The 25,001-nt window shown below is 48.9% G+C and carries 16 protein-coding genes; 11 read left to right on the top strand and 5 right to left on the bottom strand.

The features are described from left to right. Positions 1–6: 6 nt before the first annotated feature. Positions 7–2,535 (top strand): ABC transporter permease, encoded by a 2,529-nt coding sequence (locus ACAN56_RS25105; RefSeq protein ID WP_038585957.1) that lies wholly within the window; start codon positions 7–9, stop codon positions 2,533–2,535. Between the two features lie 49 nt (positions 2,536–2,584). Here ACAN56_RS25105 and ACAN56_RS25100 read toward each other — a convergent pair whose 3' ends face one another. Together ACAN56_RS25100 and ACAN56_RS25095 are read right to left on the bottom strand one after the other, a co-directional pair. Then, on the bottom strand, positions 2,585–3,055 hold the full coding sequence (locus ACAN56_RS25100; RefSeq protein ID WP_052091805.1) for a GNAT family N-acetyltransferase: 471 nt from the start codon (positions 3,053–3,055) through the stop codon (positions 2,585–2,587). Continuing rightward, complete coding sequence (locus tag ACAN56_RS25095) at positions 3,055–4,041, bottom strand: DUF4003 family protein (RefSeq protein WP_379146166.1); 987 nt, start codon at positions 4,039–4,041, stop codon at positions 3,055–3,057. The genes ACAN56_RS25100 and ACAN56_RS25095 overlap by 1 nt, the downstream gene beginning before the upstream one ends. A gap of 190 nt (positions 4,042–4,231) precedes the next feature. Here ACAN56_RS25095 and ACAN56_RS25090 point away from each other — a divergent pair, with 190 nt between their 5' ends. Continuing rightward, positions 4,232–5,137 carry a GNAT family N-acetyltransferase gene (locus ACAN56_RS25090; RefSeq protein ID WP_379146165.1) on the top strand — a complete coding sequence of 302 codons (906 nt, stop codon included), beginning with the start codon at positions 4,232–4,234 and terminating at the stop codon, positions 5,135–5,137. A 175-nt stretch (positions 5,138–5,312) separates the two neighbouring features. Here the strand turns inward: ACAN56_RS25090 and ACAN56_RS25085 are convergent, their stop codons facing one another. The 3 genes from ACAN56_RS25085 to ACAN56_RS25075 are packed head-to-tail and all read right to left on the bottom strand — an operon-like array spanning position 5,313 to position 7,899. Beyond that, the gene (locus ACAN56_RS25085; protein ID WP_379146164.1) at positions 5,313–6,104 is read right to left on the bottom strand and encodes an ABC transporter permease; all 792 of its coding nucleotides are present in this window, start codon (positions 6,102–6,104) and stop codon (positions 5,313–5,315) included. A gap of 2 nt (positions 6,105–6,106) precedes the next feature. Beyond that, positions 6,107–6,898, bottom strand: coding sequence for an ABC transporter permease (locus ACAN56_RS25080; RefSeq protein WP_038585969.1), 792 nt, complete (start codon positions 6,896–6,898; stop codon positions 6,107–6,109). After that, positions 6,895–7,899 carry an ABC transporter ATP-binding protein gene (locus ACAN56_RS25075; RefSeq protein ID WP_379146163.1) on the bottom strand — a complete coding sequence of 335 codons (1,005 nt, stop codon included), beginning with the start codon at positions 7,897–7,899 and terminating at the stop codon, positions 6,895–6,897. Before ACAN56_RS25075 ends, ACAN56_RS25080 begins: the two co-directional genes overlap by 4 nt. A 133-nt stretch (positions 7,900–8,032) precedes the next feature. Here ACAN56_RS25075 and ACAN56_RS25070 point away from each other — a divergent pair, with 133 nt between their 5' ends. The 9 genes from ACAN56_RS25070 (at position 8,033) to ACAN56_RS25030 (ending at position 24,946) form a co-directional block, all read left to right on the top strand. After that, positions 8,033–9,034 carry a MerR family transcriptional regulator gene (locus ACAN56_RS25070; protein ID WP_379146162.1) on the top strand — a complete coding sequence of 334 codons (1,002 nt, stop codon included), beginning with the start codon at positions 8,033–8,035 and terminating at the stop codon, positions 9,032–9,034. A 498-nt stretch (positions 9,035–9,532) separates the two neighbouring features. After that, positions 9,533–10,762, top strand: a complete 1,230-nt coding sequence (locus ACAN56_RS25065; protein ID WP_038585979.1) for a GntR family transcriptional regulator — start codon at positions 9,533–9,535, stop codon at positions 10,760–10,762. Positions 10,763–10,964: 202 nt separating this feature from the next. Continuing rightward, the gene (locus tag ACAN56_RS25060; RefSeq protein WP_052091807.1) at positions 10,965–11,921 is read left to right on the top strand and encodes a carbohydrate ABC transporter permease; all 957 of its coding nucleotides are present in this window, start codon (positions 10,965–10,967) and stop codon (positions 11,919–11,921) included. Positions 11,922–11,924: 3 nt separating this feature from the next. Further along, a complete protein-coding gene (locus ACAN56_RS25055) occupies positions 11,925–12,848 on the top strand; it encodes a carbohydrate ABC transporter permease (RefSeq protein ID WP_038585981.1) in 924 nt (307 codons plus the stop codon). A 101-nt stretch (positions 12,849–12,949) separates the two neighbouring features. Further along, the gene (locus ACAN56_RS25050; RefSeq protein ID WP_379146161.1) at positions 12,950–14,407 is read left to right on the top strand and encodes an extracellular solute-binding protein; all 1,458 of its coding nucleotides are present in this window, start codon (positions 12,950–12,952) and stop codon (positions 14,405–14,407) included. A 90-nt stretch (positions 14,408–14,497) separates the two neighbouring features. Beyond that, positions 14,498–17,500 carry an alpha-mannosidase gene (locus tag ACAN56_RS25045; RefSeq protein ID WP_379146160.1) on the top strand — a complete coding sequence of 1,001 codons (3,003 nt, stop codon included), beginning with the start codon at positions 14,498–14,500 and terminating at the stop codon, positions 17,498–17,500. 24 nt (positions 17,501–17,524) lie between these two features. Then, positions 17,525–19,708 (top strand): hypothetical protein, encoded by a 2,184-nt coding sequence (locus ACAN56_RS25040; protein ID WP_379146159.1) that lies wholly within the window; start codon positions 17,525–17,527, stop codon positions 19,706–19,708. A 16-nt stretch (positions 19,709–19,724) separates the two neighbouring features. After that, positions 19,725–21,746 (top strand): glutaminase family protein, encoded by a 2,022-nt coding sequence (locus tag ACAN56_RS25035; RefSeq protein ID WP_379146158.1) that lies wholly within the window; start codon positions 19,725–19,727, stop codon positions 21,744–21,746. A gap of 74 nt (positions 21,747–21,820) precedes the next feature. Further along, a complete protein-coding gene (locus tag ACAN56_RS25030) occupies positions 21,821–24,946 on the top strand; it encodes a glycosyl hydrolase (RefSeq protein WP_379146157.1) in 3,126 nt (1,041 codons plus the stop codon). Positions 24,947–25,001: the final 55 nt, after the last annotated feature.

Raw genomic sequence — 25,001 nt, 5'->3', positions numbered from 1 at the left:
GCATCTATGAAAAAACGAGCGCTATGGAAAGATATTTTTCGTGAAATCGGGCACACCAAGGCCCGCTTTATTTCAATATTTGCAATTATTATGCTGGGCGTCTGCTTTTTCTCCGGAATCAAGGCAGCCGGGCCGGATATGCTGGATACCGCCGGAACCTTTTACCGGGAGACGGGGTTGATGGATCTGAAAGTGCAGAGCACCTACGGTTTGACCGAAGACAACCTTAAGCTGCTGAAGGATGTGCCGGGGATCGGTGAGATTCAGCCGGGTTACAGCGCGGATGTGTTCGCCGGCGACAATGCTTTGATCCTTAAGGTCTTTTCCTACAATACAGATGCAACGCTTAACCAATACCGCATGATCGAAGGACATCTACCGGAGCATTCCGGAGAAATCGTGCTGGATGACGTGCTGGCCGGAGAATATGCGCTCGGAGACAAGATAACGTTTAGCGGAAACGGTAAGGATACGGAGCTGTCAGACGACTTCGGGACACTGGATTATACCGTAGTGGGCTTTGTGCGGAGTCCCCAGTTTATTGAGAAGAACAACCGGGGGACCAGTACGATTGGCAAAGGCACGGCGGATGCGTACGCCGCTATCCCGGAGGCAGACTTTAAGCTGCCGGTTTATACGGAAGCCTATCTGTCTTTCACGGATACTGCCGGGCTGAAGGCTTATTCGCCGAAGTATGAGGCGCTGATCGAACAGCATACTCAAGCGGTAGAGCAGGCGTTATCCGGCGTGCCGGAAGCGCGGCTTGCGGAGCTGCGGGTGGAAGGCGGGAAGGCGTTGTCCGGCGGCCCCCTGGAGGTGGCTGCTGCCAAGCAGCAGCTCGCAGCGCTGGAGATGCCCAAGATCTATGTCACAGACCGGAATGTAAGTCCGGGGTATACCGAATATAAAGACAACGCTGACCGGTTGTCGGCGATTGCGAGCGTATTTCCGGTGTTCTTTTTCCTGATTGCTGCGCTGGTCAGCCTGACGACCATGACACGGATGGTTGAGGAGCACCGCCTGCAGATCGGAACACTTAAAGCGCTTGGTTATGGTAACCGTGACATTATGGCCAAATTCATGGTCTATGGCACGCTTGCCAGTCTGGCGGCTTCGGTAGTTGGGCTTGCCGTAGGCTTCACCCTGCTGCCTACCATTATCTATAATGCGTACAGTTCACTCTATAACCTGCCGGATATCGTCAAGAGCTTCTATCCCTCGTATTCCATTCTCTCCGTAATTGTGGCGCTAATTTGCACTACGCTCACGGCTTGGATTGCTTCCCGGGTAGAGCTGCGCAGCAACGCTTCCGTATTGATGCGTCCGAAGGCGCCGAAGAGCGGACAGCGCATTATACTGGAGCGGATATCCTTTGTCTGGAAACGGCTGAATTTTGTCCAGAAGGTTACCGCACGGAATCTGTTCCGCTACAAGCAGCGGATGTTCATGACTGTGTTCGGTGTAGCCGGCTGTACGGCGCTGATCCTGACCGGGTTTGGCCTTAAGGACTCGATCGGCAGCATCGCCGGAGAGCAATTCGGCACGATTATGAAATATGATGCGCTTGTAGCGCTGCATGATGATGTGCCTGCCGGTTCACGGAATGCCTATGAGCAGTTGATCACCGGGGAGTCCGCCATTACCGGGACGCTGAATGTGGCGCAGGAAACGATGACCGCACGCGCCAGCGGTGTAAATGACCAGGATGTGAATCTGTTCATACCAGCAGCTGTTGATTCGTTATCCGAATATGTGGAGCTGCGGGACCGGATAAGTGGAGAAGGGCGAAAGCTTACGGACGAGGGGGCTATTGTCTCGGAGAAGCTGGCTAAGCTGTACGGGCTGGAGCCGGGCGACAAGTTGACCGTCGTGGACAACAAGAACGAAACCTTCAAGATTCAGGTCGCGGGGATTACGGAGAACTATGTGATGCACTATGTGTACATGACACCGGCGTATTATTCTTCTGTATTCGGGAAAGAACCGGTATTCAACACAGAACTGCTGAACTATGGCGTGCAGGATGCAGCCTGGGAAGACGGACTCAGTGAAAAGCTGACGGCTAGTGAGCGTGTTGCTGCGGTCAGCTTCTCCAGCAGTGTAGGCTCTGCCTTCGACGATACCATGAAGAGCATGGACGTTGTAACCTTGGTGCTCATTGTGTCAGCGGCGGCACTGGCTTTTGTCGTACTTTACAACTTAACCAATATCAATGTGTCCGAGCGGATCCGCGAGCTGTCGACGATCAAGGTGCTGGGCTTTTATGATAAGGAAGTAACGTTGTATATTTACCGCGAGAATATTCTGCTGAGTGTGCTCGGCATTGTGGCCGGTTCCGGCCTCGGCATATTGCTGCACAGCTTCGTTCTGAGGACGGCTGAGCTGGATGCGACGATGTTCGCCCCGATCATCAAGTGGCCCAGCTATGTGTATGCCGCGCTGTTAACCTTGTTGTTCTCGGGGATTGTTATGGTTTTCATGCATATCAAGCTCAAACGGATTCATATGATTGAGGCGCTCAAATCAGTGGAATAAGGCTTGATAACAATATGAGCAAAGCCAGCCGATATCGGCTGGCTTTTTGTCAAATAAGGGACGATAATTTCATATGCAGGATAGGAAAAGGGTTTCCCTGCTCATCCGATGCAGACCGGTCAAACACTTGAAATCCCATATGCTCGTAGAACCCTGCAGCTTGGGGATTCTGTTCATTCACGTCCACCTCGTGTACAGCCAGTGCTTCAATAACCCGCGCAACCAGCTTTCTGCCGATGCCTAGCCCCATCGCCTCAGGGGCTACGAACAGCATCTCAATCTTATGATCCTGCACCCCTATGAAGCCCAGCGGCTGCTCCTGTTCATCGGTGAACACAAGCAAATGGCCGATTTCCCGGAGTCCTTCAAGAACCACAGGCCGAAGAGCAGCGATATCCTGTCCGGAGAGAAAATGATGGGTAAGGCGTACCGATGCTTCCCAAATGCCCAATAGACCGGATAGCAGAGCTTCCGTTCTGGTTGTAATCCGGCGTATGCGTTCCCGATCTTCCCCCGTCATCAGCTTGACGAGGACGCCGCGGCAGCCGAAGCAGCAGCAGCTGCGGTGATTGCAGTCTGCTGGGCAATGATGATGTTGGTAATGCTGGTGGAGAGCACCGTGTTCAGGATACCGTTTTGCACTTCATCCACCGCTTTGATCGCTGCCAGCGCAGCAGACAGCAGCAGCAGCTCCTGCTCGGTAATCGACCATTTGCCGAACCCCTTTTGCGTGCGGAGAAATTCGAAGGTCCCGGAGACATCGTTCACAATGTCTTCCCTGCTTAGGGGAAGCAGGGACAGCACGCCAAGCGAAGATAGGGTGAATTGCTTGTCCATGCGGATGTTCTGTGCAAGGAAGGCATCGCGTAAGGCCAGTACACGGTCCGCCGCCTCCTTGGCTTGATTGCCAAGAACCAGCACTTGTGTCAAGGCTTGCACGCTGTTGCCGGACCGGAATTCGGGCTTAAGCGTGGCATAGAGCTGCTCCATCCGCTCCACGCCGCTTTCGATATCGATATCGGACAGGCCGAGCATGGCGGCGAAGATGTAATCATCCTGCCCCGTGAGGAAACGGTGCTTCGCCTTCATGCTGTCATAAAACCGCTTTGCCCGCTCTACCGTGCGCAGATATTGATCCGGCGCTTGGTTTGCGGCAATTTGATAAGCCGCCACGACCAGATAATCGGAGCCATAGAATTTGATATCCTTCAACATGTCATATACGGACAGCGTGTTTCTAAGCTGTCCTTCCCTGTCGGCAGAAAGGGAGAGCAGGGCAGAAATGCTGATTGCAGAAGACCCCCTGAATGAAGAGAAGAGGCCGGTGTTCTCCTTGATCAGCTCATAGCTGGCACGGATCGCCCCTTCATCTGCAACCTTATCCTCTGTTGTGTACAGTAATGCCGCTAACCGGCTGACCAGCGCATTTTGCCAAGGGAACTCCTTTTTGATACTTTGTGCGTTTTGTGCGAACAGCACAAGCCTTGCTGTATACGGCTCCTTCATTAGCTTCCACCTCTCACTAAACTGTGTTTTATTTCCTATTAGATATTTTACTATACCATGCAAAAATGAAGAAAAACGAAGGCTATAGATGACTATATTTAAAGTCTACCTTGCCGGGTGCAGTGTACTCAGTCAATATTGAATTAGGAAAGTAAGCGGTACCCGAGAAAATTGGAGGGCGATGCTAGTAATGAAGGACTTTGTAATCCGAAATCCGAAAGAAGAAGATGCGGAGCAGATCGGGAGCCTGGATTTTGTTCTTAATATGACCTATCTGTATCATGGCGATCTGGATAAGAGAAATATGTTATGCGCAGTGAGTGGGGAAGCTAAAATTATAGCGGTTGCCCACCTGATGGAGCATGAGACCTTTCATGCGGCCGGACATGATGAAGATAAGGATTTCATCCGATATCTAAAGTTTCAAATCCTATTTGCGGACGGTGTTGAGGATGAACAGATCAAAGATGCCCTGACGGATGCGTTAATTATACGGTCCAGAGAAATTAAAGCCGAGCATCCGGACAAACGCATTGTACTGGCTGAATATTTAGATGCGGATAATCTCAAGGATTTGAGCTACTACCTGGCCCGCGGATTTACCATCCGGGACACGATTGTCGTATTTAAATTCGACCTCAGTCAGGACATTCCCCGCTATCCTTTACCGGAGGGAGTTCAGGTGCTGCCATTTCTACTAGATAACAGCCAGGCTTTGGAACAGTATCATCAAGCTGAGCTCGCTTCCTTTGACGGTGTCGCCTGGAGTATGAACCATTTAAGCTGGATGCAGGGATCGCCGGAAATGGTCAACTTTTGTGCGTTTGCTGGCAATCAATTGATCGGCAACACGTCCACATGGCGCATCACGGATGAGCGGAGCGCAACGGAAAGTGTTTTTGTCATACCGGAATGGCAGAAACAAGGCGTCGCCCGGAGCATGATATGCAACGCTCTGGAGCATCTGAAGCAGCAGGGCAAATCAATCGCCACCTTGGGCACACATGGAAACAATCAGAAGGCCATTCGCCTATATACTCAGATTGGCTATGAGCTGTACGGGTTCATCCTGACGATCGGCTATGCAATCGATTAAAATACGTAAAAGGAACGTCCTGAAATGGACGTTCTCTTTACGTCGTATAAGAGTTAGAACGATTACGCTTCAAAGCGAATTATACAACTAGGAAGCTGCCAATGTAAAAGTGGAACAACCAGGCAGTGTTGTGCTTCCAGCCAAGCTTTTCGTCGGGATCATCAAAATTGGTTGTTCAGCTGGATGCGCTGGAATACTTGTGGAGGCTGCGGTTGAAGAAGAGTGTCGCAATTGTAAAAAGGATGATCATGAGCACGGCCCCTGCCGCAAGCATGAGGGGCTCAGCTTTCTGGACAAGTGCTTCAGCCGGAACCGATACAATGAACCCGACAGGCAGCACCCATGTCAAGACCAACCGGAGCGGGCGCGGATAGATACCGATCGGATACCGTCCCGCTTGCAGGATATCTTCCATAATCCACAACAAGTAGGTCCCTCTGTACCAAAAAGCGACAGAGCTCAGAATCAGCATCACGGAATACAGAATTCCGAGTGAAATAACTAGTGCAAGCAGAAACTGAGCAGCGGCTAGGAGGGTTATTTCGCTGTTCATGCCGTCTATCGCAAAAAGGATTACACCTGTGGCAACGGCGATATGCAGAATCGACCAGAGAGACCATTCCCGCACACTGATATAATATTGGGTCGATATAGGTTTCAATAGGGTATAATCAAACGTCCCGCTTTCAATCTCGCCGTCCATGCCGCCAAGCTTGTTCATGCTGGGGCCGATCACAACATTTTTTACGGCTTGCACCAGCATGTAAACGCCGAGCACAGCCAGAGTCTCCGGCATCGTCCAGCCGTTAAGGACCTCATTGTTGACGTAGAGAATATAAATTCCCCCAATACCGCCTGCCAGACCTAACACCGCACTTAAAAAATTCATAACAAAGTTCAGCCGATATGCTGACTCATTCTGAAACGCCGCCTTCATGAAGGTAAAGATTAGTCTGAAATATCTCATGATTATCCTCCCACTGCCGAATATTTACGCTGGCCGTACCGGTTTACACCATAACACACAAGCATCAATACAGCAGTCCAGAGCAGCTGCATGGTGAAGCCCCGGATCATGCTCTCACGGTTTAATGTGCCCATAAGCGCCTCCACCGGGAAAGAGATCATGTACCGGTAGGGCAGAAAATGCGTAAGCTGGTTAAGCTGGCCGGGGAACAAGGCAAGCGGAGCCACCTGTCCGCCGAACAGAAAGATGAAGGTATCGTTGACACTGAGCAGTGCCGAGGAATGCTGTGTCCAAAAAGCGAGAAGGGACAGGATGTAGGCGAGCAGAAAGCGAATCATGAGTGCAAGCATAAGGGCCGCAAGGCCGGCAGCTACGGACACAAATGTAAAACTGGCCTGTACGCCCAGCAATAACCCGAGCAGCGTAACCACAACCGCAACAAACGGGATGCACACCATTTTGACAGCCGCTTCTTGTCCAACAGCTCCATAAATAAGAGGCAACGGACGCAGCAGCGCTGAGGATATCGAGCCATTATGTATCGCTTGAGCCGTTGACCAGTGTGTCGTCGGATACGTCATTTGATTGATGAGGATGAGGCACAGATAGTATAGAACAAAGGCATTCCTGTCATAGCCCCCGATCGTGCCGGATGACGCAGCCGTCGACCAGACGATCATATAGATCACAGGTCCGATCATCCAGCCGAGTGCAAGCGTCCAGAAGAATCCTTTTTCCGACATGAAATTGAAGAGCTGGCCCCGAATCATCGCTATTCCGCCGCGGATATTCATACGGTGATCCCCTCTGCATATATGGTGTCAATCACTGATTCAATGGGGGGATCAGCGATTCCGAAATCAATGAGGATATACCTGCTCATTAGCATCCCGCTGGCCCTCACGACATCCTCTTTCTTTACCCGGAGGGTGTGTTCATTCCCGCTATTCTCAATCCATTCTGCGGGAATTCCATCTATCTGAAGGCTCTCCGGGCTCAGCGGAGGATTCTCTTCTTCAAGGGTCAGCTTGATGATCCGGTACGGTGTGATCTTGTCCGTCAGGCTGGACAGCTTACCGTCATAGACCAAATGTCCGCCGTTGATCAGCATCACCCTGGAGCAAAGCGAAGTGATATCGGACATATAATGGCTTGTCAGAATAACCGTTGTACCAAATTTCTGGTTATATTCCTTCATATATTGCCGCAGCCTTAATTGCATTGTCACGTCCATCCCAAGTGTCGGCTCATCCAGATACAGGATTTCCGGCTTATGCAGAAGGGTGACAATAAATTCGCATTTGGACCGTTCACCGAGCGAGAGGTTGCGTGCTCGTTTTTGCATAAGCTTACCTACATCGAACATGTCCCCAAGCTCTACAAGATGTCTTTTGAAATCCGCTGTGGGCACTCCGTAGATCTCTTTGAAAATGTGCATCGTATCATACACGGTGTTATTCCACTGCATTTGGCTGCGATTGCCCATGAGCATGCTGATCTTCTTGAGATATTGGGGTTTGCGCTGCCAGGGGGTAAATCCTGCCGCCGTTGCACTGCCTGAAGTCGGGTAGAGCAGCCCGGAGAGCATTTTGAGTGTCGTGGTCTTGCCTGCGCCATTTGGCCCGATGAACCCGACCATTTCACCGCATTCTATGGCAAAGCTCACCTCGTCTACAGCCTTAACTTCATTAAACTGCGGACGGAACAAGCTGCCGAACGCCGAACGAAGGCCGGCTTCCCTGACTGGAATACGATATGTTTTTGATAATCCATTTGCTTCGATATGATACGCCATAGATTCATCCTCCTTTGATGACAGGAGTTTATCATGCCGGGGGAGGGGTGGTGCAAAACTGGAAGGTTCTATTTGATAGCTGTTGTTTTCTGTGGTATAACAGATGTATCTTTTTTCCAGAGGGGGTTGTTGCATGCCGGAACAGTGGGGACACTTCGATATTATCCTTGGGTCAGTCATGAGCAGGAAAGGCATTGACAGCGGGAAGCTGGCTCAGCTTGCGCACGTTCAGCGAAGTCAGCTGAATCTGTATATAACCAATGAAATCAAGCGTCCCGATCTTGGCGTTCTGGCCCGGATTTGCACAGCGCTTGCTTGTGACATTGGAGAGATTATGAAGTTTATCCCCGGTGAATCAGCCGCGAAGCCCAAGCCGATCCTTAGTACATCCGGTGAAGCATTTTATAGGACAGGACAAGTCGCTCAGGAGCTGGGCGTACATCCCAATACGATAAGGTTTTATGAAAAAATAGGGCTGATCTCACCGGTAGAACGTACGGAAAACCGCTATCGGCAGTTTACATACAGACATCTTACACAGCTTCGGGTTTGCCGATTGATCTTCGGTACCCCCTATACCAACCGCACTCTAAGAAACACCGCCTTTTCGGTTGCAGCTGCCCTTAAATCATGGGATGTGGAGCTGGCGTTAACCAATGCTGAAGCCTATCAGCATCTATTGGAGAAGGAATATGCCTCTGCACTGGAAACAGCGTCGCTGCTTAAGAATTGGACCGAGAAAGGCCAGCTGCCCGGCACAGGGAATGTGTATAGCCATAAGGAAGCCGCCTCTTTGTTAGGAGTCACACCGGAAGTGCTGCGCAATTGGGAGCGCAACGGGCTGATCTGTGTTCCGCGGCAGCCTGATCAATCCCGCGTCTATGGAGATGAAGAAATTGCAAGGCTACGCATCATCTATATGCTCAGGCAAAATCATTACAGCATATCCGCCATCCAGCGCAGTATGCTCATTTTCGACAGTGGCAACAGCGCCGGAGCCGTTCTTGCGCTTAACCAGCCTGCGGCGGATTTGGAAATTGAATTTGTCAGCGCAGGCGATCATTGGCTGGACACCCTTGCCAGCCTGACTATAAGCGCAGCTGCAATCAAACAAATTGTAGTGGAGATTAGATAGGAAGGCTCCAATTGTTCACCACCCGATAGCCATCTCAAGATAGCAACCTTCACTTGCTGCTAAGCGCAATATATTGCCGTCCCCTTCAGGCAGACAGCGTTCTATAGGATCTCTTCTATTGGAGCTTAAAGCTCTTCCTCTTCGGTCATTTTATAAATGACGTTCCCCGGTTTAAAGATATTTTCTGCGTAATCCAAGGTAATCACATGAAACTGTGTATTCTCCACACAACAGAGGATAAGGTTGCAGATGAAGAGGCGATCCGCGCCAGCTATGAGCTGATCAAGGAGAATACCGGCCTTTTCTCACATTCAGGGGGTCTTCTGCAATCAGGGTTTCCGCCCTGTTCTCCCTTTCTGCCGACAGCGAACAATTCAAGCCTTGCATTATACCGCTCCTTCATTATTTAACGACTCCACACATTATGATATACATTGACTAAATGACATAAATGATATAACATAATTAATAATTGAAGAAGGTTAGGTGAGCAATTTTATGTATAACGAAAGGCAGCCGCTGTATGTACAAATCCAGGAGTATTTTAAAAGTCTTATTTTGAATAGTGAATTGAAAGAGAATGATAAAATTCCTTCGGAAAAAGAAGTGATGGAACAGTTTTCCGTCAGTAGGATAACGGTTGCTAATGCTCTTATGCAACTGGCGAAGGAAGGCTGGATTTATCGTGTTCCCGGAAAAGGCAGCTTTGTTAGCGAGGAGATTCACGAAATTGTATCTCATCACAAGAACATGCTTGAATCCGAATTCCGGTTGCAGGGTTTGCCATTAGATAAATCCTATACATCATTGGGACCGACAGTCGTATCTGCCAACAAGACAGCAAATACTGTCATTTCAGTTGCAGGTGGAGGAAGAAAAATAATTGGATTAGTAATGCCTGTTCTGGTCGATTATTTCTCCATCCGGTTGATCCAGGGGATTAATAATATATTGGAGGAGAGCCAGTATAGCCTACACATTGTTCAAACCTTCAACTCTATCGAACGGGAAGAAGAAGCAATCCTCGACCTAATTAAAAATGGTGCAGCAGGCTTGATTATATTTCCTTGCGATACAGAAACCTATAATGAGGAAATTCTGTCTCTTAAGCAGAACAAGTTTCCTTTTGTCCTGATTGACCGCTATTTTCCGGGAGTGGAAACCAATATTGTTCGCAGCGATGGCATGATCGGCGGAAAGCTTGCTGTAGATTATCTGTGGGACCTCGGTCACCGCGATATTGCCATTTGTTCAGACTCCCCGCTTCCAACGATCACTGTGGAGGATCGGATTAACGGCTACATGGATGGTTTGAAGAAGAAAGAGGCACTGATTAATCCGGCGCTTATTCTGACAGACTTTCACGTGGATTATAAGGGGATGGATACGGAGCATCCGCTCTATCGATTTATCAAAAACCGGATGGCCACCGCCTTTATTACTCTCAACGGCAGATTAGGGCTACATATCCTGTCCATCTGCAAAGAAATTGGACTTAAGGTACCGCAGGATATCTCTATTCTCACCTTCGATGATCCCTCCCCTGGTATGGACGAGCCGGGAGCATTAACGTATATATCTCAATCAGAGGGGATTATGGGCGAAGAGGCGGCCAAGATATTGTTGAGTATGCTGGAGGAGGCCCCGAACCCTGACCACAAGTATCACAAGGTGATTTTAAAGCCGGAGCTAAAGGAAGGCGACTCAACTGCGGAATGCCTAGTTTAATAAGAAGTATGTTTCAAGGAAAAGTACTTACATGAAGAAATTCAGTGAGTGCTTTTTTTTATTGGAGATAAATGATATAGCAAATATCTTGACATAATTGATATGTTATTATATATTTGTTTTGCAAATACATAGATGAGGAAGGTTGTGGTTAAGGGCAGGGGAAAATGAGGTTTTAACTATAGCAATGGGGGTACTGCATATGGATAAAACGGCCCAGATCCGCGGGCAATCTTCTTTCAAACGGATGATGAGAAGGCATAGAGACGCTGTCATCGCTGCGGTCATCCTTACACCGATGTTGTTGTTTTGGTTGGTTCTTTCAGGGGCTCCAACGATTTTTGGTTTTTTTCTCGGTTTTTTTAATTGGGTGGGGTTAAATGATACACCGGACTTTATTTGGTTTGATAATTTTATTAGTTTCTTCAAGGACCCGGTATATACCGGAGCACTATGGAGATCCATTTGGTTAGGCGGTTTAGTGACAGCGGTTACGTTAACGGCCGGCTTCGGAGCAGCTATTCTGATGAATATGCCCTTAATGGGCAAAGGCATTTATCGGTCGCTGTGGTATATTCCGGCAGTTACTTCGACTGTGGCAACCACTCAGGTATTTAATATTTTGCTCGATACCAATAATGGGGTCATTAATAATTTTTTGAAGTCCATCGGCAAAGAACCGATTATTTGGCAGTATTCTGCCGGGTGGGGTATTTTCTGGATTGTAATCTACTCGGCCTGGAAGGGTGTCGGGGCCGCAGCGCTTATCTGGCTGGCAGGATTGCAATCGGTAGATCAGACTTTATATGAAGCTGCGGACATCGATGGTGCGGGCCGGTGGGCTAAATTGAAGTTTGTCACACTGCCTGGGCTGAAGCCAATTGCAACCTACATTGTTATTACGAGCTTGATTGGGGCGATTCAGATCTACGAGCAGGTATTGTTTATTACCAATGGCGGACCTTATGGACAGACAGAGGTGCTCGTATTCCGGATTTATCGTGACGGCTTCTGGGATTTCAACCTAGGCATGGCTGGAGCGTCGTCGCTGATCATGGCAGCAATCGTCATCGTGGCTACAGTATTTTACTATAACTGGTCTACGGCATCGGACAAACGAATGACTATTCCCAATAAACCAATCAAAAGGGGGCAATAAGTCATGTCCGAACAGTTGCGCATAAAAATTAAAAGCCAGTTCAGTCCGGTTCATCTATTCAGTCACATCGTCCTCCTTGGTGTTGGGTTGGTGCTGCTCTATCCTCTCATCTTCATGGTAATGGCAGGTTTTTTTAATAAAACTGAATTTAGCGGAACGGTACTAGGGGTATTTCCGATTCCCAAATCGCCAACGCTGGCCAACTATAAAGCATTGATTATGGGGTCGATGGATGCGGCGGTGACGGTTTACTTCCGGAACTCCATCATTCGCACCGTTTACAATACGTTCTGGGCGCTGACTACTTCTTTTTTGGCCGGTTACGTATTTGCCCGCTTAAAATTTAAAGGGAAAGAAACTTTATTCTTAATCATGCTCGCTACTCAAATGATTCCGACGACATTGGCCATTATCCCGACCTACCTGGAATTTGCCAGATTTCCCTTCTCGGGAGGCAATGATGTGTTTACCGGTGGAACAGGGATTTTAAACACATGGTGGATTTATTTAATCGGGGGGCCGTCCATTAATATCATGGGAACTTTTCTGGTCAAGCAATCGCTTGAGAAGGTTCCGATCGAGCTGGATGAGGCGGCGAGGATGGATGGGGCTGGAACCATCCGATTAATATTTCAAATCCTATTCCCCTTGCAGCTCCCTATTATGGCTTTTATAGCCATAACAACAGCCTTGGGTACTTGGAATGACTTTATTACACCTTTCTTTTATACCTCAAGCGATAGTTTGCAAACGCTTCCGGCTGCAATAACAAAGCTGTCCTCTGTTGGGGCCAGTCCCGGTGCTGTAATTAACTATCCTTTGATTATCACCTTAAGTCTAGGCGTCACCCTGCCTGCCCTGTTGATCTTTTTCTTTTTTCAAAAGTATATCGTTCAAGGGTTAGCCAGTACGGGCATTAAAGGATGAATATATATGACATATTTAATATAAATAAATATGTTAGATGTATTAATTGGTTGTGATATTGTCTATCTGCAAATCATTATTCATATTGGAGGGGTTAAAGGATGCAAGCGAGAAAAATAACGAACGCTGCTCTAGTCATTATGATGTCAATAGGATTGGCTGCCTGCTCTTCAGGAAATAACGGGGCTGCTGACACAAGTAATGAAACAGCGAAGGCAACTGAGAAGGCAGCGGCAACAGATGCTGCCAATACGGGGAATGTTACGATTACGGTTTTAAATGAAGGAGCTGTCGGCGTGGGTGCCGGCATCGTGTCCGATTTGCTCGGAGTAAAGAAGAAAGCATTGATTGCAGACGAAACTCTAAGTCCTCGTCCTGTAGAAGCTGACTTTACGTATACTCCAGGCGGTAAAGTGAATACGAACGTATTTGGCTACTTCTACCAGACCATCATCAACGATAAGTTGAAGAGCAAGAATATTACATTGCAAACGGAAGACTGGGGCTGGGGTGACCCGCTGATTCAGAAGCAGACAGCAGGCTTCCTTGCGAAAAACATACCCGATATTATCGTTGGAGAAACCCAGATGCCTGGTTTCGCCCAGCAAGGACTGCTGGAGCCTTTCCCGGCGGATATGGATCAATATATCCGCGAGAATATTGCTCCGGCAGCCTGGAAGCCGATGGAGTATGACGGGAAAATTTACGGTTTCGCCTCCCAACCGGGTGTAAACAGCTTGTTCTGGAACAAGAAGCTGGTGAAGGAAGCAGGCCTTGATCCAAATAAGGCTCCTGCCACGTGGGATGAGCTGGCTGCCAACCTGAAAAAGGTAACTGAAGCTGGTAAGGGTAAATTCTACGGGGGAGGCGTGTACGGTGGACCTAACGCCGGCGGATATTTACGGTTTGGCACATTGCTGGTCATCAATGGCGGCGGCTTCGCAGATGATCAAGGTAAACCGGCCTTCAACAGTGAAGCCAACCTGGAGACGATTGCCTTCATGAAAGAACTGAACAGCTATCATCCTGCTGGATTAATGATGAATACGAATGAAGGTACTTACTTCGATGCCTTTAAGAAAGGGCAAATTGCTTATCTGATCGACGGTCCATGGCGTGCAGTCGAGAGTTCAACGCTTGGCATCGAATATGGAATGGCGCCAATTCCACTGTCTTCCGATGGCAAAGCAGGCAATATTACAATAGGTGCGGCTTTCCACTCTGTGCCGAAGGAAGCCAAGAACAAAGAAGCGGCTTTTGAATATATTCGGGCTATGTACAGTGAGGAAGTGCAGACTCTTATCGCGGATACCGGTGTGAGATCTCCGGTTCTGAAAACGATTGCAGAGTCGGATGATTACAAAGCCAACCATCCGGAGATGTATCTGCATTACTTGGCAATGGCAGGAAACGTGCAAGGTTTGCCAACATTCACAAAAGAGAATTCCAAGGTTTGGCAACTATTCGGTGATGCTGTAACGAAATCGGTTATGACCAATGGGGATATCAAATCCATCATGGACGATGCTCAGAAAAAGGCAGAAGCTATAACGAACTAAAACGATTCTATGAGGTGGATGAGGAGGACTGCCTTTCGTCAGTCCTCTTTACTTCATTTTTAAACGCACGGTCAAAAGGAGAGATAGAGAATGCCGTATGAAACCAATTCTATTTTTTTGAAAAAAGCGAAGGCTGCCATGTCGCAGTTGGAGCAATCTATTTATGAGCCAATATCCTTATTAGCTGTAACGGCTTGGGTAACCCCCGAACCCGTCGCATATGCGGAGAGAACATCCGGGCAACAAATCCATTTAGAGCCGGGGGATAAGTGGGGAGACTTGTGGGATTGTGCATGGTTTCACTTTGGAGGAATGGTGCCGGACTCACAGGCTGGCAGCAAAATTGTGCTATTGATCGACGTCAATGGAGAGCTTTGCCTGGTAGATCATGAAGGTACACCTTGCCAGGGACTAACCAACATCAACTCGCAATTCGATTACAGCCTGGGACTTCCCGGAAAAAGAGTAGTGGACTTCAGTTCGGCTGCCAAAGGCGGGGAAGTTATTAACCTATGGGCGGATGGCGGCTGCAATGATCTGTTCGGTAATTATCGAAGTGGCAGGTTAAAGGAAGCTGTTATTGCCGTTTGTCATGAAGAAACCCGGAGGCTGTACTACGACTTTGAAGTGTTGATCGATTTGGCTGAGCAATTACCGGAGACCAGTATCAGAAAAACCCGTATCTATCAATGCTTATATGATGCAGCGAATCAATTGTCCGAGATTAATACTGACAACGTGCGCCGGGCAAGCGAACGGATTGCCGGGGAATTGAACAAACGCGGGGGAGACCCTTCCTTGACGGTAAGTGCAATCGGGCATGCCCATATGGATCTTGCTTGGTTGTGGCCGATTCGGGAAACGGTTCGCAAGGGTGCGCGTACATTCTCGACGGCGCTGTACAATATGGAAAAGTATCCGGATTACATGTTTGGCGCCAGTCAACCACAGCTTTATCAATGGATGAAGGAGTACTATCCGAAGCTGTACGACAAGGTAAAGGAACGCATACAGGAAGGCCGTTGGGAGCCGCAGGGTGCAATGTGGGTTGAACCGGATACGAATATCTCTGGCGGCGAAGCGTTAGTGCGGCAAATTTTATATGGTAAACGCTTCTTTAAGCAAGAATTTGGTCAGGAAATGAAGGTGTTATGGCTGCCGGATGTTTTCGGATACACAGGAAGTCTTCCCCAGTTACTGAAAAAGTCGGGGGTTGATTATATGATGACCCAAAAGTTGTCATGGAGCGAATATAATACACACCCGCATCACAGCTTTATCTGGGAGGGAATTGACGGAACTCAGGTTCTGACGCATCTTCCACCGGAGGATACCTATAACAGCCCTGCCGCACCAAGGTCACTCGTCAAGATCGAGAACAGCTATTTAGACCGGAATGTGTCTGAGAATGCACTCATGCTGTTTGGCATTGGCGATGGGGGAGGCGGACCAGGGGAAGAGCATCTGGAGCGACTGGCCCGGGAGAAGAATCTGTTGGGTGTCCCACCGGTTATTCAAGAGCCGTCAATCAACTTTTTCCACCGGCTGGACAAGGAGGCCTCCCGCTTCCAAACGTTCAAAGGGGAACTATACCTGGAGAAGCATCAGGGGACGTTAACCACGCAGGGACGCAATAAATGGTATAACCGCAAGATGGAGAAAGCCTTGCGGGAGCTGGAGTTTGCAGCATCGCTGTTATGGGCCGCCCACGGTGAAGCCTATCCGGCAGCAAGGCTAGAAGAGATCTGGAAGGAAGTCTTGCTGTACCAGTTCCATGACATTCTGCCCGGTTCCTCGATTGCGAGAGTCTATGATGAATCGCTTGAGCGTTATGCCATACTGCTCGATGAAGTCCATACGATGACGAAAGATACTTATGAACGAATCGCCAGCATAGCCGGATGGTCCAACCAACCCGTCTTGTTCAACTCGTTGCCATGGGATCGGCAGGAGTGGGTGGAATGGAACGGTAATTGCTATTGGGTTACCGTCCCAGCCATGGGCTACAGAACCCTTGAGAAGGCTGGACATGAGGTGTCCGTTGTTGAAGGTTTGATGGCGGGCAGCCGCGAGCTTGAGAACGAAAAGCTTAAGGTCATGTTCGATGAGGATGGCAGTATTGTTTCTGTGTACGATAAGCTTTGCGGACGGGAGGCGCTTCACTCTGGGACGAAAGCAAATGTCTTTATGATTTACCATGATGACGGGGATGCCTGGGACTTTCCGCATGATTACCGCGAGACGGTTGCCGGAGCCATGACGCTGGTAAGAAGTACAGCCCATATAGAGGGGCCGCAAGCGGTTGTCCGGCAAGAATATCGCTATGGTGAATCAATACTCTTACAGAAGATTATATTGACCATGGGCGGTTCGATGGTGGAGTTTGAAACCGAGGTGGACTGGCGCGAATCGGGCAAGATGCTGCGAGTGTCCTTCCCGACCAGTGTGTCCAGCGATCAAGTCAATTGTGAGATCCAATTTGGCTATTTAAAGCGGCCGACGACCCGCAATACCCTGATCGAATTTGCCAAAGATGAAATTTGTGCTCATCAGTACATCGACCTTTCTCAACCGGATTATGGCGTGGCGCTGCTGAATGACTGTAAGTACGGATTTAGTGCCCTGCACAATGTTCTCGACCTGAATTTGCTCAGAAGTCCTGCGTATCCGGACCCAACTGCAGACCGGGCTAACCACAAATTTACTTATGCCTTATATCCGCATGCGGGGAATTTCATTGAAGCAAGTGTTTATCGTAAAGGTTATGAACTGAACACCCCTATGATGGTGGTGGAGGCGATTCAGGCAGATACAGCACAGCATGCTCCTATTCAGTTGATCCAAATCGACCACCCTTATGTAATGGTAGAATCCGTGAAAAAAGCTGAGGACAGCGATCATTTGATCGTCCGTCTGTACGAAACGGCGGGGACTATGGCGCAAGGGATGATTTCCATCGGACTGGATTGCCTTTCAATTGAAGAGGCAGATTTGATGGAAAACCCGATCCAAGTTCTGCAAAATAACGATTCACGGGCAGAGCTGCATTTTGCACCCTTTGAAATTAAGACCATACGTGTTCAGCTTGCATAATCAGAGCACAAGGGAGATGAAGTAATGAAGGAGAGAGGCCGCGAGGAAGAGCGTACCGGTTTTCAGGAGGGGGGTGCCTACGGAGAAGCTTACGATCTGCAGACGGATTTTGTGATGGTTTACGGAATTAATCCCTCAATGCCGTTACGGATTCAGCAATGGAAGGCGCAGGGATATCAGGTGCATTTGATGACAGGTGTATCCTGGGGAGGCTATCAGGATTACCTGAACGGTAATTTTGATGGTCGCACTCACTGGGACGAAGCGCAAAAATATAAGGATGGAGAGCGTATTATCCATGGAACATCGGTCGATATACCGTATATGGTACCGACAGTCGCTTACTCCGATTATCTGATTCAACAGATTCGTCCTGCTGTGGATGCGGGAGTTGATGCTATCCATCTGGAGGAGCCGGAATTCTGGGTGGAGGGCGGGTACTCTGAGGCATTTAAACGGGAATGGCGAAATTATTATAACGAGCCATGGATTCCACCTCATGAATCAGAGAATGCACAATATCACGCCTCCAAGCTGAAAGCCTATTTGTACACAAGGTGTTTGGATCGGCTTTGTTCAGCTCTCAAGGAATATTCGCTGGTTCGCTATGACCGGCCGCTGCGGTTTTTCGTACCGACACACAGTCTGATTAATTATACGCAGTGGCGGATTGTCAGTCCGGAATCAAGACTGCTTGATCTGCCCTCCATCAATGGGTATATCGCCCAAGTATGGACAGGAACCTCACGCACAGCCAATGTTTACGAAGGCAACCGCGCGGAGAGAACATTTGAAACAGCGTTTCTGGAATATGGAATTATGCAGGAGTTGGTACGCGGAACGGATCGCCGCGTGTGGTTCCTGCACGACCCCATAGAAGATGATCCCAAACGTACATGGGAGGACTACAGGATAAATTATTTCAAGACGCTGACGGCATCCCTGCTACATCCCGGGGTGTCCCATTATGAGGTTGCCCCATGGCCCAAGCGGATCTTCGAGGGGCAGTATCCCAGCGCGGACGGAACAGGCAAGGAAGGAATTCCTGCGGATTATGGGACCGTTTTGCTCACACTTATGCATGCCCTCGGCAACATGGATCAACCGGATATTCGGGTCTTTGGAAACGATGTCAAGGTGGGGGTTTTGTTGGCTGATTCAGCCATGTACCAACGCATGCGCCCGGGTGTTGAAACTGCTGGCTTTATGATGAAGTATGACGGGACGAACGAAGTTGAACTGACGGACGAATATGCGCTCGAATTGCTGAACTTCTCTTCTTTTTACGGATTAACGCTTCCGCTTGTCAAGCATGGCCTGCCTGTAAGACCGGTTCAGCTCGATAATGCAAGACGATTTCCGGGTTATTTGGATGATTACCGGGTGTTGATCCTGAGCTATGAATTCATGAAGCCCGAGTACCCCGATCTTCACAGCACGTTGGCGCAATGGGTGAGAGACGGCGGAGCCTTGATCTATATCGGCGATGACAGTGATCCATATCATCAGGTTAAGGAATGGTGGAACCAAGGCAAACGTCACTACCATTCCCCGCGCGAGCATCTTTTTGAAGGTCTGGGACTATCTCTTGATTCTTCAGAGAGAATGACGTCGATTGGCAAGGGGTTGCTGGTGTACTTGCCTGTTCGGCCCGAAAGCTTTGCGGAGAGTACGGCTACGGGAAACAAGCTCCGTGATGCGGTTCGGGAAGCGATGGCAGGCTTGAATGATCCTCAAATATGCTGGGAACCTGCAAATCACTTCATGCTTCAACGGGGCCCTTATGTTGTTGCCTCAGTGATGAGTGAGTCCGTCCATGAGCATCCGCTTGAATTAGCGGGCTGTTATGTGGATCTGTTTGATCCAGGGTTGCCTATTGTTAGACATGTTAAGGTAGAGCCGGGCCAACAGGCTCTCTTGTATGACCTCGAATATGACCATGCGGGCAACAGCGGGGTTATCGCAGCCTCTTCGAGAACGGAGTGCTTCACGGAGGATTCGAGTTCAATCGTTTTTTACGTCAAAGGGCCAAAAGCTGTACACGCAGCAGCGAGAATTCATTGTTCAGCTAAACCGGTGAGTGCAACGATCCATATCAAAGAACAGGAAGCGGCGCTTCCTTTTGTGTGGGATGAGGAGACCCGAACCCTGCTCATTCGTTACGAGCATGATGCAGGGAGTGTTCGTATTCAGATTAATAAACAATGATTGGAGATTGATTAGGATGAAGACAAACATTCGCCCTCCAGCAATACCTTTGGTGACGGTTGATCCGTACTTTAGCGTATGGTCTATGGCTGACCGTTTGAGCGATGACTTTACGAGACATTGGACCGGCAAAAGAAATGCAATGACGGGATTAATTATTATTGACGGTACTCCATATCGATTTGCTGGCCGGGTCGAGCCGAATGCGGAAAACTATTATGCCGAACCGAAGGCGATGAAGCAACAGGAAGTTCAGCTAACACCTCTCTCCAGCACCTACTGTTATGAAGAATCGGGAGTCCGCTTGCAGATGCGCTTTACCACACCGCTATTGATGGATAACCTGGAGCTCCTGTCACGACCGGCCTCTTATGTGCAGCTTTCCGTCTGCTCGGTGGATGATAAGCCCCATAACGTGCGCATCTACTTCGATGTCACTGCAGAATGGTGTGTCGACTCCAGTGATCAGCTGGTAGTATGGCAGCAGCATGAGGAGGGCCAACTGGTTGTTCTTGAGATGAGTCATGAGGAACAAGCTTACTTAAACCGTTCCGGTGACGATTTGAGAATTGACTGGGGCCAGTTCTATTTGGCAGTTGAAAAATCCCCTGAAATGCGGACCTATCTGGCTTCAGCTGAAATCAGAAAGCAATTTGTGCGCAAAGATGAGATTGTCCCAGGCCTTAAGGGGGATATGCCGCAAGCTGTTCGTGATCACCAGCCTGTTATGGCCTGCACTTGGGATTGCGGGGAAGTAGGTGCTGCTGAAGTTTCAAATCTGTTCGTGCTGGCCTATGATGATGTTTATGCCATTGAATATTTCGGAGATAAGCTTCAGGCCTACTGGAAAAAGAGCGGAACAACGGCCCTTGGGATGATTGGGGATGCGTTCGCAGAGTATCCTGATCTCATCAAGAAGTGTGCGGCATTCGACCAAAAGTTATGGGCAGACGGAGTACGTTCAGGCGGAGAGAAATACGCAGAGCTTCTGGTGCTGGCTTACCGGCAGGCAATCGCTGCGCACAAGCTGGTCACTGATTCTGATGGAAAGCTCTTATTTATGTCCAAGGAATGCTACAGCAATGGCTGTATTGCTACGGTGGATGTAAGTTATCCCTCGATTCCGTTGTTCTTGCTTTATAATCCGGAACTCGTTAAAGCGATGATGAGGCCGATTTTTAAATATGCAGCCAGCGATGCCTGGCCGTTCGAATTTGCTCCACATGACGTTGGACAATATCCAATTGCCAACGGACAGGTTTATTCGGAGAATGCCATAGAAGGGCAAATGCCGGTTGAGGAATGCGGCAATATGCTGATTATGGCAGCCGCAGTTTGTTTGACGGATGGACACGCCGATTTCGCAACTGAGCAGGGGGAGCTTTTGTCCATTTGGGCCGATTATTTGCTTGAGTACGGGCTCGATCCTGAGAATCAGTTATGCACGGATGACTTTGCCGGCCATCTGGCACGAAACGCCAATTTATCGGTTAAGGCCATTATGGGCGTAGCGAGTTATTCCCTTCTTAAAGGTATGATGGGACATTCTGCTGAAGCTGAACGCTATAAGAAAGCGGCTGAAGAGATGGCGATTAAATGGGAGGAGCTGGCTAGAGATCAGGATCATTATAAGCTTGCTTTCGGCCAGGATGGAACGTGGAGCCTAAAGTATAACCTGATCTGGGATATCCTCTTTGACACGCATATTTTTGATGAAACCATTATTCAAAAAGAAGTCTCCTGGTACTTAAAGAAGCAGGATAAATACGGGGTTCCGATGGATAGCAGAGCAGCCTATACCAAAGCTGATTGGCTTGTTTGGGCGGCCTCCCTGGCTTCCGAGCGGGAGGATTTTGTAAGCTTGATTGAACCCCTATGGGACGCTTTAAATGAAACGCCAGATCGCGTTCCCTTTTCTGATTGGTATGACACGAATACCGCTAGGCAGATGAATTTTCAGCACCGAAGCGTTGTAGGCGGAATTTATATCAAGCTCCTGAAGGATACGTGGGCGCTAGTTGGCAAAAAGGCTCTTTGAGCGGAAGGAAAACCGTTGACAAGAGAACGATAAATTAATTCAACGGGTTTCTGATCAAACCATGGAGGTACGAAATGATAGATACACAGGAGCTGGGAAATCTATTTCAAAATCCGGGCATAACTTACAGACCGCAACCGTTCTGGTTTCTAAACCATGACTACAACCCGGAAATGCTGCGCTGGCAATTACAGGAAATGCATGAGAAAGGCATTGGCGGTGTTGTACTTCACTCGAGGCACGGCAAGACCGAAGAGTATTTCTCCGAGGCTTACTTTGATATGCTCGAAATTTGCATCGAGGAATGCAGCAGACTCGGTATGCAAACCTGGCTATATGATGAGGACAATTGGCCTAGCGGAACTTTCGGAGGCAAGTTGACCCAGCAATTCCCCGAGTACAGGATGCGTTATTTGCGGGTGGAAGAGAAGAGATATTCTCCAACGGATGGGCAGAGGGAATGCTTGATAGATTTTGCCTTAGAAGATCATCATTCATTGATTTCTATTCTAGCCTACCGCATAAAACAGAATGATGGGGCAACGGTTGTTTTGCAGGATAAACCGCATGATTTGACCCATTTATACGGTCGATCCTGGCAACCGGAGGAAGACGGGGATTTTGTAATCCTCGCGTTTTGGGAATGCGAGGTCGCTGAGAAGGTGACGTTTGCGCGAGGCTATTACTTGGATACGATGAATCCGGAAGCTGTGAATAAATTTATCGAACTGGGCTATGCACCATTCGATCGGTTGTCTGCACATTTTGGGACGAACATACAGGGAGTATTTACCGACGAGCCTGGGCTCATGATTCACGACGGATTTTCTGGAGTAGAAGCGATGAAAACAAGCGTGGATCATTTGGAGGAAAGCTTGCCGGGGGTGATTTTGGCATGGACGCGAAACCTTCCGGAGCGTTTTGAGCAGCACTGCGGATACTCGCTTCTCTCCCATCTCGGCTCCCTGCTTTTTCAGGTGGAAGATACAAGCCACAAAGTACGTGAAGATTATTATGCGGCTCTTACGCACTGGTATATCGATGCATATCACCGTGGATTAAGCTCATGGTGCGAAGCTCGCGGGCTGGCCTATATCGGTCATACGCTGGAAGAACCGATCTGGGGTCAGGCGCGTTCGCAGGGGAATCAGACGCAGGTGCTGCGGGAATTTGATTATCCCGGTGTCGATTATTTGCAAGCAGGTATTGGCACCAAAGAGAATCCCTATCGTATTCTGTCCGTCAAGTGCGCGTCGTCGGTCGCCCATATTGAAGGCAAGAATCGCGTCATTTGCGAGGCGTTTGGAGCCAGTGATCACGGGTATTCCATGCGTCAACGGAGACTTGATGCCAATTTTATGGCGTTTCTGGGCGTTAACTTGTTTATTCCCCATGCATTTTATTTTTCGTTCGAAGGGTACCGCAAGACGGATTTTCCGCAGACGGAATTTTATCATGCGCCCCACTGGGACCATTATAAAGCTTTTGCCGATTATATCGCCAGACTCAGCTTCATGGGGAGCATAGGTCATCATAATGCCCGTATTTTGCTGCTTAGCCCCGTGCATACGGTCTATCAGGAAATGTTCGACAATGGAAGGGCAGAGCTTAAGCCCGCTTCGGATGTGCTGCATGCTCTACTGTCCGATCGATTAATTCGCAACCAGCTCGACTACGATTACGCCGACGACAGCCAAATCCAGAGTAGTTTTGCAGAACAGGGTCATTTAACGTTTACGAAGTCGCAGGAGAAGTATCGGGCTGTTATTTTGCCTCGTATGAAGGTTATGTCTGTCGCGTCGGCGGCCAAGCTGAACAAGTTCGTGGACCAAGGGGGGCTGCTGATCGCGATCGGAGAAGTGCCATCGGATAGCTTTAACCAGACAGATGACCCGGAGCTGAATAAGTATTTGAACCCTCTTTTCCCGCAATCAGGGGAAGAAGAATGGCATGTGTATGGACAAGGGAAAACGCTGCTGCTGTCCGAACCGAAGGTGACTGCCGATGATGCGCGATATTTGTGTGAACAGCTGCGGCAGTTTCCAGGAGTCGATCAAGTTACCGAACGCTGGTTCATACCGGAAACAGAGAAAGAACGGGTCATCGTGACTTGCCGGTGGGTAGAGGGCGAACAATACTTCTGGATGATGAATTGGTCGGAGGAAACGGCGGAGATCCAATGCTTGACCCAACCAATGGAAAGGGTAGAGGAGTGGAAGCTGGAAAACGGCGAGCGAATTCTTCTTACACAAAGGGAGTCGAATGAATTCCGTCTAGTGCCTGGCGAACTGCGGATCGTTCGTATCGTCAATTCCGATCCTGGGAAAATGCTGGAAGGGTTGTATTCCTTAGAGAAGACTATCCTGCTGCCCTCATCTTGGGGTTTTAAGCTGGAAGATCCCAACGTGAAGGTTCTGGATCGTTGGGAAGTGACATTTAATGACCGCGAATCACGGATGAATGCGGTGATGCCCGGCCAAACCAACACCTATCGAACCCGGCTCATGATTGATGCTTCGGCAATCGGCAAGGAGATACGACTGGTCACCGATGATATTGATCAGTATGTGCCTTCACATATCGGTTTTTTATCCAGGCGCCGCAGTGTGGAGATTTATATCAACGGGCATAGACTGCCGGCGCTTGAGACTGCGGGCTGGCAGGATCCTTTTTTTAAAAGTGTGAATTTGACACCTTATGTGCATGCGGGTGAAAATTTGATCGAACTGCTAACCATCTCACTCCTGGAGCCTATGATTCGGGTAGCCTCCCCTTTATTTCTGATAGGAGATTTCGCACTAAATGAAGAAGGCGTATTAATTGCCAGTCCTCAGCCTATAACCGGATACTGGAGTGAACAGGGATATCCTCATTTATCGGGCAGGGCCGTTTATATGCAAAACTTTATGATGAGTGACATCAGGGTTGACGAAGCGCAGCAGCAAATCGAACTGGAGCTTGAGGACGTAAGGGAATCGGCATCCGTGCTAATCAATGGACAATTCGTAGGAACATGCCTATGGCCGCCATACCGCTGGGACATCACAAAGGCCATGCGTCCGGGATTAAATGAAATCCGCATACAAGTTGCGAACACGCTTGCGAATTTATATGGGAAAGAAGTATTGCCGTCAGGATTATCAGGAGGAGGCTGGATAAACATTAAGACGTTGACTAATGGAGATTCCCGTGAGGAATAAAATCCATTGGGAATACCGTTTTCCTCATTCAGCAGCTTCTCGTAGAAACCCAATC

The organism is Paenibacillus paludis, assembly GCF_042610515.1.
In the GTDB taxonomy this organism is placed as follows: Bacteria; Bacillota; Bacilli; order Paenibacillales; family Paenibacillaceae; genus Paenibacillus_AQ.
This window is presented reverse-complemented; position numbering and strand designations above follow the sequence as displayed.